Origin of the sequence: Allobosea sp. (genome assembly GCF_035999205.1) — a bacterium.
GTDB lineage: Bacteria > Pseudomonadota > Alphaproteobacteria > Rhizobiales > Beijerinckiaceae > Allobosea.
Genome location: NZ_DASYHA010000018.1, coordinates 61585 through 74843 on the forward strand (window position 1 = coordinate 61585; position 13259 = coordinate 74843).

General features: G+C 67.0%; 14 protein-coding genes. 12 read left to right on the forward strand and 2 right to left on the reverse strand.

What is annotated here, in order from left to right; genetic code table 11:
• Positions 1 to 23 precede the first annotated feature (23 nt).
• Complete coding sequence (locus VGN82_RS06330) at positions 24 to 632, reverse strand: malonic semialdehyde reductase (protein WP_327526151.1); 609 nt, start codon at positions 630 to 632, stop codon at positions 24 to 26.
• 99 nt (positions 633 to 731) lie between these two features.
• A complete protein-coding gene (locus VGN82_RS06335; RefSeq protein WP_327526152.1) occupies positions 732 to 1712 on the reverse strand; it encodes a LysR substrate-binding domain-containing protein in 981 nt (326 codons plus the stop codon).
• Between the two features lie 221 nt (positions 1713 to 1933).
• Between VGN82_RS06335 and VGN82_RS06340 the strand changes: the two genes are divergently transcribed.
• From VGN82_RS06340 to VGN82_RS06395, 12 genes are all read left to right on the forward strand, one after another.
• Positions 1934 to 2839 carry a LysR family transcriptional regulator gene (locus tag VGN82_RS06340; protein WP_327526153.1) on the forward strand — a complete coding sequence of 302 codons (906 nt, stop codon included), beginning with the start codon at positions 1934 to 1936 and terminating at the stop codon, positions 2837 to 2839.
• Between the two features lie 179 nt (positions 2840 to 3018).
• Positions 3019 to 4002 (forward strand): Bug family tripartite tricarboxylate transporter substrate binding protein, encoded by a 984-nt coding sequence (locus VGN82_RS06345; protein WP_327526154.1) that lies wholly within the window; start codon positions 3019 to 3021, stop codon positions 4000 to 4002.
• A 4-nt stretch (positions 4003 to 4006) separates the two neighbouring features.
• A complete protein-coding gene (locus VGN82_RS06350; RefSeq protein WP_327526155.1) occupies positions 4007 to 5116 on the forward strand; it encodes a 4-oxalomesaconate tautomerase in 1110 nt (369 codons plus the stop codon).
• 27 nt (positions 5117 to 5143) lie between these two features.
• Positions 5144 to 5869 (forward strand): PIG-L deacetylase family protein, encoded by a 726-nt coding sequence (locus VGN82_RS06355; RefSeq protein WP_327526156.1) that lies wholly within the window; start codon positions 5144 to 5146, stop codon positions 5867 to 5869.
• A complete protein-coding gene (locus tag VGN82_RS06360; RefSeq protein WP_327526157.1) occupies positions 5866 to 6549 on the forward strand; it encodes a 4-carboxy-4-hydroxy-2-oxoadipate aldolase/oxaloacetate decarboxylase in 684 nt (227 codons plus the stop codon). The genes VGN82_RS06355 and VGN82_RS06360 overlap by 4 nt, the downstream gene beginning before the upstream one ends.
• Before the next feature lie 49 nt (positions 6550 to 6598).
• Positions 6599 to 7774: an ABC transporter substrate-binding protein gene (locus VGN82_RS06365; protein ID WP_327526158.1), complete on the forward strand. Its 1176-nt coding sequence runs from the start codon at positions 6599 to 6601 to the stop codon at positions 7772 to 7774.
• A 34-nt stretch (positions 7775 to 7808) separates the two neighbouring features.
• Positions 7809 to 8666, forward strand: coding sequence for a branched-chain amino acid ABC transporter permease (locus tag VGN82_RS06370; RefSeq protein ID WP_327526159.1), 858 nt, complete (start codon positions 7809 to 7811; stop codon positions 8664 to 8666).
• A complete protein-coding gene (locus tag VGN82_RS06375; protein WP_327526160.1) occupies positions 8663 to 9670 on the forward strand; it encodes a branched-chain amino acid ABC transporter permease in 1008 nt (335 codons plus the stop codon). Before VGN82_RS06370 ends, VGN82_RS06375 begins: the two co-directional genes overlap by 4 nt.
• A complete protein-coding gene (locus VGN82_RS06380) occupies positions 9667 to 10419 on the forward strand; it encodes an ABC transporter ATP-binding protein (RefSeq protein WP_327526161.1) in 753 nt (250 codons plus the stop codon). The genes VGN82_RS06375 and VGN82_RS06380 overlap by 4 nt, the downstream gene beginning before the upstream one ends.
• Positions 10412 to 11137, forward strand: coding sequence for an ABC transporter ATP-binding protein (locus VGN82_RS06385; protein WP_327526162.1), 726 nt, complete (start codon positions 10412 to 10414; stop codon positions 11135 to 11137). The genes VGN82_RS06380 and VGN82_RS06385 overlap by 8 nt, the downstream gene beginning before the upstream one ends.
• Before the next feature lie 22 nt (positions 11138 to 11159).
• On the forward strand, positions 11160 to 12269 hold the full coding sequence (locus VGN82_RS06390) for a 5-methyltetrahydropteroyltriglutamate--homocysteine S-methyltransferase (protein WP_327526163.1): 1110 nt from the start codon (positions 11160 to 11162) through the stop codon (positions 12267 to 12269).
• A complete protein-coding gene (locus VGN82_RS06395) occupies positions 12266 to 13231 on the forward strand; it encodes a catechol 2,3-dioxygenase (protein ID WP_327526164.1) in 966 nt (321 codons plus the stop codon). The genes VGN82_RS06390 and VGN82_RS06395 overlap by 4 nt, the downstream gene beginning before the upstream one ends.
• The last annotated feature ends 28 nt before the right edge of the window (positions 13232 to 13259 follow it).

Below are 13259 nucleotides of genomic sequence, written 5' to 3' on the forward strand. Positions count from 1 at the left end.
GGGGCCTGGTCGCCCGGCCTCGTTCAGAGAATCTGGCAGGTCTCGTCGAAGCCGAAGCGGGCGCCGCGCGGCTTCAGGCTGGCAGGGTCGCCATGGCCTATATTGACGAGGAAGTTCGACTTCACCCGTCCGTCCGGGAAGAACTCCTCGTCGACGACATCGTGCAGGAAGCCCGACATCGGCCCGCAATCGAGCCCGAGCGCGCGCGCCGCCATGATCAGATAGGCGCCCTGCAGGGTCGCGTTGCGGAAGGCTGCGCGCAAGGCGAGGTCGGGGTCGGCGAGATAGCCGGCGCGCTTGTCGACCGCATGCGGCGCGAGCTTCTCGAGATGGTCGAAGAAGCGCATGTCGATGCCGAGGATCGCCGTGACCGGCGCCGCCATGGTCTTGTCGACATTACCGGGTTTCAAGCCGCGTCGCAGCCGCTCCTTGGCCTCGGGCGAGACCACGAAGACGATGCGCTGCGGGTTGATGTTGCTGCTCGTCGGCGGCATCCGGGCGAGTTCGTGCAGAGCGCGCAACTGTTCTTCCGGCACCGGGTGGGGAAGCCAGCCGTAATAGGTCCTCGCCTCGCGGAACAGCAGATCGAGGCAGGCGTCGGAGACGCCCTGGCGGGCAATGGTCTGGAGCATGGTCGGCAGCCTGCAAGCGGATACGGAGGCTCACGCTAGCGGCGACGGGCGGGCAGGTCTTCGCGGCCTTGCCGGGATTAGCTATAAGCCCTGGGAATATCAGGCCGTCTCCGCCATGACCGGCGCACCGCCATCCTCGTCGAGCAATCCGCTCGCCCGCAGCTCGCGCAAATGGGCGCGCAGGGCGGCCAGCAACGCGGCGATGGAGGGAGGCCGGCGGCGGTGTCGCAGTGTGATGATCCCGGCCGGACGGCGGCCGGAACTCAGAGAGACAGGCACGACGCCGGCGGTGCCGCGGCCGAGGTCGCCGGCCAGCATCAACCGCGGCAGCACCGTGACGAAATCGCTGGTCAGCACGAGCTCCCGGATGAAGGAGATCGATGTCGAGCGCAGTAGCGAGGACGGCATCGACAGGCCGCTCGAGGCGATCACGCTGTCGACCTCCTGGCCGAGTCGCTGTTCCAGTGAGGGCAGCACCAGCCCGAAAGCGGCGATCGCCGCCGCGTCGGGCGGCGCGCCGCCGAGCAGGGGGTGGCCGGCGCGCGCCAGCATCGAGATCGGCTCGTGATAGATCGTCTCGCGCTGCACGTCGTGGTCGGTCTCCAGCTCGTAGAGCCGGCCGACGATGAGGTCGAGCCTGCCGCTTTCCAGTTCTGGCATCAGCTCGGCGGTCCGCCCCTGCACGATCCGGACGTTGAGCTCGGGATTGGTGACTTTAAGCCTCCCGAGCGTCGACGGCAGCACGCTCGAGGCTGCCGTCGGCAGCGCGCCGATGATCAAGGTTCCCGCCTGGCCCTGTTCGATCTGGATCATGTCGTCGGCCAGCCGCTCGACCAGAGACATCATCGCCATGCCACGCTCGACCACGGCCCGGCCGAATTGGTTGATCATCACGCCGCGCGCCATCCGGTCGAAGATCGGATGCCCGACGATCTCCTCGACATCCTGCACCGCCTTGGAGACCGCTGGCTGCGTGATGCTCAGCTTGTGCGAGGCCGCCAGAAAGCTGCCCTGCTCGGCGACGGCGAGGACGATTTCGATCTGCCGCAGCTTCAGCCGCGCATTGAGTCGCGATCTCATGATGGCGTCCACCCTGCCGGCACTGTCCGGCGCGGCAGACCATAGGCCGACCCATGAGCCCAGCGCGAGAGGGCCGGCGCATCGGGCGGGCGCTGTCGGCGCAAGGTCGAGGTTGCGGAAGCAAGCCCTTGCGTCTCATGTGTGGGGCCCACTCCCTCTCTCATGGCGTCGCCGAAACCGACACCCGAAGGGCGAGGTGGGCCGCTGGGAGGCGAAGCATCATGAGAATCGACGTCCTCGGCTTGCAGGCCTTCGTGAGCATTGCCGAACGTGGCAGCTTCCACGCCGCCGCCTCGCATCTCAACCTCTCGCAGACGGCCCTGAGCCACCGCATCCGCAAGCTCGAGGAAGCGCTGGCAACGCCGCTCTTGCTGCGCACGACACGCAAGGTCTCGCTGACGCCGGCCGGCGTCGCCCTGCTGCCACGCGCCAAGCGAACCTTCGACGATCTTGGCAGCGCGCTCGAGGAACTCCGCCTCGGCGCAAGCGACGCCAATGAGCGCGTCGTGGTCGGCTGCCTGCCGACCATCGCGACCCGCTGCATGCCGGCGGTGATCTCCGAATTCGTCCGGAGGCATCCAGGCGTCCAGGTGAAGGTCCACGACAATTCGGCCTCGGAGATCGCCGACAAGGTACAGTCCGGCGAAGCCGAGTTCGGCGTCACCATTGTTTCCGCCAATCGCTGGGACCTTGATCTGCAGCCTGTGGTGAAGGAGAGCTTTGTGCTCGTTTGCCCGCGGGATTGGCCGCTGGCGACGTCGACGTCGCTGACCTGGTCGCAACTGCAGGATCTGCCGCTCGTGCGCATCAGCGCCGAGACCGGCAATCGCATCCTGATCGACGATGCACTCGGATCGCGGCGCGAGATGCTGAACTGGCGCTACGAGGTCCAGCGCGTCATCACCGCCGTCAGCTTCGTGCGAGCGGGGATCGGCTGCACCATCGTGCCCCAGCTCGCGCTCGACCTCGTCTCTGCCAACGACCTCGTGGCGATCCCGCTGCGTTCGCCGACCGTTTCGCGCACCGTCGGCATCATCACCCGCAAGGGACTTCCACTCAGGCCCGCAGCCTGCGAGATGCTCGACCTCGTCATCCGCTCTCTCAAGGGCGAGACTCTGGAAGTTTGATTTATTCCTGCACGAATCTCATCAATCGCTGCAATCAACTCATTTGATCACACAATCATTCGTCGCCATCGTCGCGGGCAATGGCGGCGCGTCCTCGACGGGCGCTGCGTCCGGCCGGCATCTCGGATGGGAGCCGCCGGCATTTCGCCTTATGGGCTGGCAGCAGAGGGGACGCTGCGATGATGAACAGACGCAATGTCCTGACAGGACTGGGCGCGGCCGGCGTCGCGCTGCCGAGCCGCGTCCTGGCCCAGCCCGCCTGGCCGACGCAGGTCATCCGCATCGTCGTGCCGTTCACGCCGGGCGGCAGCACCGATCTGCTGGCGCGGATGATCGCGGCCAAGCTGGAGCAGGCGATTCCCGGCAAGGGTTTCGTGATCGAGAACCGGCCGGGCGCCGGCGGCATGACCGCGGCCGGACAGGTCGCGAAGTCGGAGCCCGACGGCCACACGCTGATGATGGGCCATATCGGCACGCTCGCCTTCGCGCCCTCGCTCTATCCCAATGTGCCCTATGATCCGCTCAAGGACTTCCAGCCGGTCGCGCTTGTGGCGCTGGTGCCGAACATCCTCGCGATCAACCCGACGCTGCCGGCCAGGACGCTCGGCGAGTTCATCGCCTATGCCAAGGCGAATCCCGGCAAGTTGAACTACAGCTCGGGTGGCCAGGGCAGCGCGGCCCATATCGCCAGCGCCTATCTCGCCTATCGCGCCGGGATCGAGGCAGTGCATGTGCCCTATCGAGGTACGGCGCCCTCGGTGAACGACCTCGTCGCCGGCAATGTCCAGTTCACGCTGACCGGCGGCCCCGCCGTGCTGCCTCTGGCTGAAGGCGGGCAACTCAGGGCGCTCGGCGTCGCCAGCCGCGCGCGCGTTGGCTTCGCACCGGACCTGCCGACGCTCGTCGAAGGCGGTCTGGCTGATTTCGAGGCGGTGCAATGGTATGGTCTGGTCGCGCCGGCGCGCACACCCCGCGCGATCGTCGACCGGCTGAACCGCGAAATCAACGCGCTGCTCGGCCAGTCCGAGTTCGCCGCGGCGCTTGCCCGCGACGGCGCCATCGCACGGCCGGAATCCCCGGATGGCTTCGGCCAGTTGATCAGCTCGGAACTGGTGCTCTGGCGCGACGTCATCACGCGCGCCGGCATCAAGGCGACGGAGTGAGTCGATGGGCCAGATCGCCGTTCCCTGCATGCTAATCCGCGGCGGCACCTCCAAGGGCGCGTACTTCTTGCGCGATGACCTCCCGGCCGACACGGCTGCGCGCGACGCCTTCCTGCTCGCGGTGATGGGCTCTCCCGACAAGCGACAGGTCGACGGGCTCGGCGGGGCGCATCCGCTGACCAGCAAGGTCGCCATCGTCTCGCGATCGAGCGAGCCGGGTTGCGATGTCGACTTTCTGTTCGCCCAGGTCGGCATCGAGACGGGAACCGTCGATACGACGCCGAACTGCGGCAACATTCTTGCCGGCATCGGCCCCTTTGCCCTTGCGCGCGGGCTGGTGGCGGCGTCGGGCGCCTGTACGATCGTCCGGGTCCGCACGCTCAACACCGGCACCATCGCCGATCTGGTCATGGAGACCGGCGACGGGCAGGCCTCCGTCGATGGCGAGGCCCGCATCGATGGCGTGCCGGGAACATCCGCGCCGATCGCGATCAGCTTTCTGGGCACCGAAGGCTCGGTCTGCGGCGCCTTGCTGCCGACCGGCAACGCTGTGGACATGGTCGACGGCGTGCCCTGTACGCTGATCGACAATGGCATGCCGGTCATCGTCCTGCGCGCCGCCGATGTCGGCCGTACCGGGTACGAGCCGCGCGAGGCGCTCGACAAGGATGCCGAACTCAAGGCCCGGATCGAGCGCATCCGGCTTGCGGCCGGCCCGCTGATGAATCTGGGCGACGTCACGGCTAAGGTCGTGCCGAAGATCGCGCTCGTCGCACCGCCGCAGGCCGGCGGCGCGATCTGCACGCGCAGCTTCATCCCGCATGAATGCCATGCCTCGATCGGCGTCTTCGCCGCGGTCACGGTCGCAACGGCGGCTGCGCTGCCCGGTTCGCCGGCGGCCTCTGTCGTCGACATGCCGATGGGGCACGAACGCACCATCTCGGTCGAGCACCCGACGGGGGAGTTCACCGTCGCCCTGACGATCGGCGGCACAGCCGAGCGCCCGGTCGTCGAACGCGCGGGGCTGCTGCGCACCGCCCGCATCCTGATGGATGGGCAGGCCTATGTGCCGGCCCGCGTCTTCGCTTCGGGGCGGCTTCGCGCCGCCGAATGAGTCTGAGCTAGAGAGGATCCTGAGCCCATGTCGAGCCTGCCGAAGACAGGTCTGGTGATTACGGCGCATCCGGGCGATTTCGTCTGGCGCGCCGGCGGCGCGATCGCGCTGCATGCGAAGCGCGGCTTTCGCGTGAAGATCCTCTGCCTGTCCTATGGCGAGCGCGGCGAAAGCCAGTTCGCCTGGAAGAAGGCAGGCGTCAGGATGGAGGACGTCAAGGCGCAGCGCCGGGACGAGGCGGAGCAGGCTGCGGCCGTGCTTGGTGCCGAGATCGAGTTCATGGATGCCGGCGACTATCCGCTGCGGACGACCGAGGCGATGCTCGACCGGGCGATCGACATCTTCCACGAGTTGAACCCCAGATTCGTGCTGACGCATGCGCTGGAGGACCCCTACAATGTTGACCATCCCGAGGCGACGCGCTTCGCTCAGGAGGCGCGGATCATCGCCCAGGCGGCCGGCCACAAGCCCGACCCGGAACGCGCCTATGCCGCGCCGCCGGTCTTCCTGTTCGAGCCGCACCAGCCCGAGCAGTGCAACTTCAAGCCCAACGTCATCCTGAACATCGACGAGGTCTGGGAGGCGAAGCGCAAGGCCTTCGAGATTCTCGCCGCCCAGAAGCATCTCTGGGAATACTACACCCGCGTGGCGCTGAACCGCGGCATGCAGGGCGGCCGCAACTCCGGCAAGGCCATGACCTATGGCGAGGCCTATCAGCGGCTGTTCCCCGAAGCGCTGGAGACCTTGGCATGAACCCCGTCGTCATCCGTACCGACAAGCGTGCGGCCGCGCCCGACATCGCGGCCCTGGCCGAGGTCGGCGTCTCCACCAGCCATGAGGCGATGGGCCGGGTCGGGCTGATGAAGCCCTATATGCGGCCGATCTATGCCGGCGCCCAGATCGCCGGTAGCGCCGTCACGGTCCTCGCCCAGCCAGGCGACAACTGGATGATCCATGTCGCGATCGAGCAGGTGAAGCCCGGCGACGTGCTCGTCGTCGCCTGCACCACCGACAACACCGACGGCATGTTCGGTGACCTCCTCGCCACCTCGCTGAAGGCGCGCGGCGGCATCGGCCTCGTCATCGATGCCGGCGTGCGCGACGTGCGCGTCCTTACCGAGATGGGCTTTCCGGTCTGGTCGCGCGCGATCTCGGCCAAGGGCACGGTCAAGGCGACGCTGGGCTCGGTCAATGTCCCGGTCGTCTGTGCCGGGGCGCTCGTCCATCCCGGCGACGTGGTCGTCGCCGACGATGACGGCGTCGTGGTCGTGCCGCGCCTGGAGGCGGCGGCGGTCGCCGCGACCGCCCGCAAGCGCGAGGCGCTGGAGGACGAGAAGCGCCGGCGTCTCGCCTCTGGCGAACTCGGGCTGGACATGTACGCTATGCGCGAAGGCCTCGCCAAAGCAGGCCTCGTCTATCGCGATGACGATTGACACCAAGAACAGGCCTCGCAGAAGGCCGCAGCAGGGGAAGGAACGGCAAATGACGGCTCGCAGGACAATTCTCGGTGGCATGCTGGGGCTGGCGCTTGCCGGCTCGACGAGCGGCTTCGCGCTGGCGCAGGAGGCGGTGAAGGTCGGGCTGATCCTGCCGATGACGGGACCCTTCGCCTCGACCGGCCGGCAGATCGATGCCGCCGTGAAGCTGTTTCTCGCCAAGGAGGGCGCCGTCCATGGCGGCCGCAAGATCGAGGTCATACTCAAGGACGACACGGGCAATGCCGACACGACGCGGCGCCTGGCGCAGGAACTCGTCGTCAATGACAAGGTCGCGGTGCTCGCCGGCTTTGGCCTGACGCCGCTCGCCATGGCTACGGCGCCGATCGCGACGCAGGCGAAGGTGCCGCAGATCGTCATGGCGGCGGCAACGGCTTCGATCACCGAAGCCTCGCCCTATATCGCGCGCACCTCCTTCACCCTGCCGCAGGCATCCGAGCCGATGGCCGACTGGGCCTGGGCGAACGGCATCAAGAAGGTCTTCACGGTGGTCACCGACTATGGGCCGGGCATCGACGCCGAGACCTCCTTCGCCAACAAGTTCAAGACGGCCGGTGGCACGGTCGAGAGCGTGCGCGTGCCGCTGCGCAATCCGGACTTCGCGCCCTTCCTGCAGCGCGTCTCGGAAGCCAAGCCTGACGCGCTCTTCGTCTTCGTGCCCTCGGGCGTCGGCGCGCAGTTCATGAAGCAGTTCGTCGAGCGCGGCCTCGACAAGGCTGGCGTCAAGCTGATCGGCCCCGGCGATGTGGTCGATGACGATATCCTCGAAGGCATCGGCGAGGTCGCGCAGGGCGCCATCACCACGCACCACTACTCCGCGGCCCATGACAGTCCTGCCAACAAGGCCTTCGTCGAGGCCTTCCAGAAGGCCAATCCCGGCATGCGGCCGAACTTCATGGCCGTCGGGGGCTATGACGGCATGGCGCTCATCGCCAAGGCGCTCGAGGCGACCAAGGGCGACACCAGCGGCGACAAGCTGATCGCAGCGATGAAGGGCGCCGGCTGGGAGAGCGTGCGCGGACCGATCAAGATCGACCCCGACACCCGCGACATCATCCAGAACATCTATGTCCGCAAGACGCAGAAGGTCGGCTCCGAGCTCCACAATGTCGAGTTCGCGACGATCAAGGACGTCAAGGATCCGGTGAAGGCCCGCAAGTGAGGGGCGGCACGCCGCTCCGACTGGACAGACACGCATGTTGACCATTCTGTTCGACGGCATCGCCTACGGGATGGTGCTGTTCGTCCTCGGCTGCGGGCTTTCCGTGACGATGGGGTTGATGAACTTCGTCAACCTCGCGCATGGCGCCTTCGCGATGCTCGGCGGCTATGTCGCCGTGCTCGCGATGCAGCGGCTCGGCCTGCCCTTCCTGGCGAGTCTGCCGCTCGCCTTCCTCGCGACGGCGCTGGTCGGCATCGTGCTGGAGCGGTTGGTCTACCGGCCGATGTACGCCAAGAGCCATCTCGACCAGGTGATGTTCTCGATCGGGCTGGTCTTCATGGCGGTGGCCGGCACCGACTGGCTGATGGGCTCGACGCAGCAATTCGTCCGGCTGCCAGCCTGGCTGCAGGGACGCTTCGAGATCGCCGGCATCGGCATCGGCCGCTATCGTCTCTTCGTCATTGCCATCTGCGGGTTCCTCGCCATCTCGCTGCAATGGGGCTTCACCCGCACGCGCTTCGGCAGCCGGCTGCGCGCCGCGGTCGACGATGCGCGCGTGGCGCGTGGCCTCGGAATTCCCGTCAACCGGCTCTTCGCGCTGACCTTCGCGCTGGGCTGCGGCCTCGCGGGGCTGGGCGGGGCGCTCGGCGTCGAACTGATGGGTCTCGATCCCAGCTTTCCGTTGAAGTTCATGATCTACTTCCTGATCGTCGTCACCGTCGGCGGCACCTCCAGCATCACCGGCCCCTTTTTCGCTGCGATGCTGCTCGGCGTCGCCGACGTGGTTGGCAAATATCTCGTGCCGCAGGTCGGAGCTTTCATCATCTACGCGCTGATGGTCGCGCTCCTGATCACCCGGCCGCACGGTCTCTTCGCGAGGGCGCGGGCATGAGAGCCGAAACCATCGAGGCCCGTGTCCGACAGGCGCTCTATGCCGGCCGGCGCTGGCATCCGGCGGAGATCGCATTCTGGCTGCTCGCCTTCGCGGCCTACCTGCTGTTCCCGCGCAACCTGCTGCTGCTCAACGAGATCGCGATCCTCGCCCTCTTCGCGCTCTCGCTCGACCTGATCCTCGGCTATGCCGGCATCGTCTCGCTGGGGCATGCGGCCTTCCTCGGCATGGGCGCCTATGCCGCCGGGCTCTTCGCCAAGCATGTCGGTGCCGATCCGCTCGCGGGTCTGGCGGTCGGCATGGGTGCGGCGGGGCTGCTCGGGCTCCTCACCAGCCCGCTCGTTCTGCGCGGCACCGACCTGACCCGGCTCATGATCACACTCGGCGTCGCGCTCATCCTCTACGAGCTGGCGAATTCCTTCGGCTCGCTGACCGGCGGCGCCGACGGGCTGCAGGGCATCATGATGGGGCCGATCCTCGGCCTGTTCGAGTTCGATATCTTCGGCCGCACCGCCTATCTCTATTCGCTGAGCGTGCTGTTCGTGCTGTTCCTGGCGGCGAGGCGGGTGACGAATTCGCCTTTCGGTCTCAGCCTGCGCGCCATTCGCGACAACCCGCTGCGGGCCTCGGCTTCGGGCGTGCCGAATGGCCGGCGCCTCGCCGCCGCCTACACGCTTGCGGCCGCCTATGCCGGCGCAGCCGGCGCGCTGCTCGCCCAGACAACACAGTTTGTTTCGCTCGACGTCCTCGATTTCCACCGTTCGGCGGACTTGATGCTGGTGCTGATCATCGGCGGCGCCGGCTATCTCTATGGCGGCCTCATCGGAGCCATCGCCTTCAAGCTGCTGCAGGACGTGATCGCGACCCTCACGCCGCAATACTGGATGTTCTGGATCGGCCTCTTCCTGGTGCTGTTCGTGCTCGGCGGGCGCGAGATCATCCACGGTGCGGTCCAGAAGGCGGCGGCGCGCTTCGCCCGGCTCGGCAGGGGAGTAGGCCGATGAACGCGGTGCTCCGGACCTTCGACCTGTGCAAGAGCTTCGGCGGCATCACCGCGACCGACCATGTCGACTTCTCCCTCGAGAAGGGCGCGCGCCATGCGCTGATCGGGCCGAACGGTGCCGGCAAGACCACCTTCGTCAATCAGCTCACCGGGGTGCTGAAGCCCAGCTCGGGACACATCGAACTGATGGGCGAGGACATCACGAGACTGCCGCGCGAGGAGCGGGTGAGGCGCGGCCTCGCCCGCACCTTCCAGATCAACCAGCTCTTCGCGACGATGACGCCGCTCGAGATGATCGCGCTCGTCACCACCGAGCGGCTCGGCCGCGGCAGCCATCCCTTCCGCGCGCTCGATGCGGACGCCGACCTCGTCGCGCAGACCGCAGATATCCTGACGCGCTTCAAGCTCGACGACATCACGGACCGCCAGATCGCGACGCTGCCCTATGGCAAGCAGCGCCAGATCGAGATCGCCGCCGCCTTTGCCGCGCAGCCCTCGGTTCTGCTGCTCGACGAACCGGCAGCCGGCGTGCCGGAAGCCGAGCGCCGCGAACTGATGGAGACCGTGGACTCGCTGCCGAAGGACGTCTCGGTGCTTCTGATCGAGCATGACATGGATCTCGTCTTCCGCTTCGCCACCCGCATCACCGTGCTCGTCAACGGACGGGTTTTGGCAGAAGGTACGCCCGACGAGATGGCGCATGATCCGGCCGTCCGCGCGGCTTATCTCGGCGAGGCCGCCCATGTCTGATGCACGCACGCCTGAGCTGCTGACCATCGAGAAGCTGAGTGCCGGCTATGGCGAGGCTGTGGTGCTGTTCGACGTCGATCTCGTTCTCGCGCCCGGGCGTTCGCTCGCGCTGCTCGGCCGCAACGGCGTCGGCAAGACGACGCTGGTCAACAGCATCATCGGCGTCACGCGGCGCCATGGCGGGCGGATCACGCTCGCCGGGCGCGACCTGACGAATGCCTCGCCGGAGCAGAGGGCGCATGCCGGCATCGGCTGGGTGCCGCAGGAGCGCAACATCTTCAAGTCGCTGACGGTGCTGGAGAACCTGACGGCCGTCGCGCTTCCCGGCCCCTGGGACGCGGCTCGCGTCTTCCGGATGTTCCCGCGTCTGGCCGAACGCAAGGGCAATCTCGGCAACCAGCTATCGGGTGGCGAGCAGCAGATGCTGGCGATCGGCCGGGCGCTGATGCTCAACCCGAAGCTGCTGCTGCTCGACGAGCCGACCGAGGGGCTGGCGCCGATCATCGTCGAGGAATTGCTGAAGGCGCTGAAGGCGCTGTTCCGCGAGGAAGGGCTCGCCGCCATCGTCATCGAGCAGCACGCTCGCAAGATCCTCACGCTGACGGACGATGCGATCGTGCTCGAGCGCGGCCGCGTGGTGCTGGCCGAGCGCAGCGAGACGCTGCTCGCCGAGCCGCAGCGCCTCGAACATCATCTCGGCCTTGCCGCCGCAGCCTGACAAGAAAACGGGAGGAGATCGCATGACCAGGAGACAGAAGCCGCCGTTCCGCGGCGACATGGTCGGCAGCCTGCTGCGCAGCGCGCCGGTCAAGGAGGCGCGCGCCAAGGTCGCCGCCGGCGAGATGACCCAGGCCGAGTTGGCGAAGGTCGAGGACGAGGAGATCCGCAAGCTCGTCAGGAAGCAGGAGGAGATCGGCCTTCAGGCGGTGACCGACGGCGAGTATCGCCGCGCCTTCTGGCATTTCGATTTCCTCGACGGCCTGACCGGCGTCACCACCTACGAGACCGACGCAGGCATCCAGTTCAAGGGCGTCGCCACCAAGGGGCACGGCATCCGTGTCACCGGGAAGCTCGACTTTCCCGATGACCATCCGCATCTGGCGCATTTCAGGTTCCTGGCCTCGGTGACGAGCCGCGTCCCGAAATTGACGATCCCCAGCCCTTCCATGCTGCACTACCGCGGCGGGCGGAAGGCGATCGACGCCAGCGCCTATTACCGGATGGAGGACTACTACGAGGATCTGGGCAAGGCCTACGCCAAGGCGATCAAGGCCTTCTACGACGCGGGTTGCCGCTATCTGCAGCTTGACGACACCAGCCTGTCCTATTTCTGCGATCCCGAGCAGCGCCAGATGCTGGCCGAGCGTGGCGACGATCCCGACAAGCTGATCTTCCTCTATCGCGACGTGCTCAACGCCGCGCTGAAGGCCAAGCCCGCCGACATGCAGATCACCACCCACACCTGCCGCGGCAACTTCAAGTCGACCTTCATCGCCTCCGGCGGCTACGAGCCGGTCGCGGACATGGTCTTCAATCAGATCGACGTCGACGGCTACTTCATGGAGTGGGACGACGACCGCTCCGGCGGCTTCGAGCCGCTGCGCTTCCTGCCCAAGGGCGACAAACAGGTCGTGCTCGGCCTCGTCACCTCCAAATTCGGTGCGATCGAGAGCAAGGACAATCTTAAGCGCCGGATCGAGGAGGCAGCGAAATATGCGCCGCTCGAACAACTCTGCCTCTCGCCGCAATGCGGCTTCGCCTCCACCGAGGAGGGCAATGTGCTGGCCGAGGAGGAGCAATGGGCGAAGCTCTCGCGCATCCTCGACGTCGCGAAGGAGGTCTGGGGATGAGCAGCGAACCGATCCACGATATCGCCCATCTGGCCCATGTCGAGCTGCTGACCGACAAGCCGCAGGAGAGCCTCGACTTCTTCGTGAACGTCTATGGCCTGACCGAGAGCGGGCGCGAGGGCAACAGCGTCTATCTGCGCGCCTGGGACGACTATGAGTTCCACACGCTGAAGCTCACCGCTGCCGACACCACCGGCATCGGCCATGTCGCCTACCGCGCCACGAGCGAGGCGGCGCTTCTGCGCCGCATCGCCGCGATCGAGGCACTCGGCGCCGGCATCGGCTGGGTCGAGGGCGATCTCGGCCATGGCCGCGCCTATCGCTTCCGCGACCCGGACGACCACGTTTTCGAGATCTATTTCGACACCAACAAATACGTCGCCCCGCCGCATGAGAAGCCGGCGCTGAAAAACCAGCCGCAGCGCAACCATTCCCGTGGCTGTGCCGTGCGGCGGCTCGACCATCTCAATCTGCTCGCGCGCGATGTCGGCGTAATCCGCGACTTCATGCCGAAGGCGCTGGGCAGCCGGGTGACGGAGCAGATCGTCCTGGATTCAGGAGAGGTCGGCGGCTGCTGGTTCACCGTCAACAACAAGAGCTACGACATCGCCTATACCCGCGACTACACCGGCAGCACCGGTCGCTTCCACCATGTCACCTATGCGGTGGACCAGCGCGAGCATGTGCTGGAGGCGGCCGACATCTTCCTCGAGAACGGCGTCCACATCGAAACCGGTCCGCACAAGCACGCCGTACAGCAGACCTTCTTCCTCTACGTCTACGAGCCGGCCGGAAACCGCGTCGAGATCGCCAATGCCGGCGCGCGCCTGATCCTCGATCCCGACTGGGAGACCGTGACCTGGACCGAGACGGAGCGGAAGAAGGGGCAGGCCTGGGGGCTCAAGACGATCGAGAGCTTCCACACCCACGGCACCCCGCCGGTCGCGGCGAAGCCGGTCTGACCGGTTGACCGCGAGGCTGCGCGGCCGC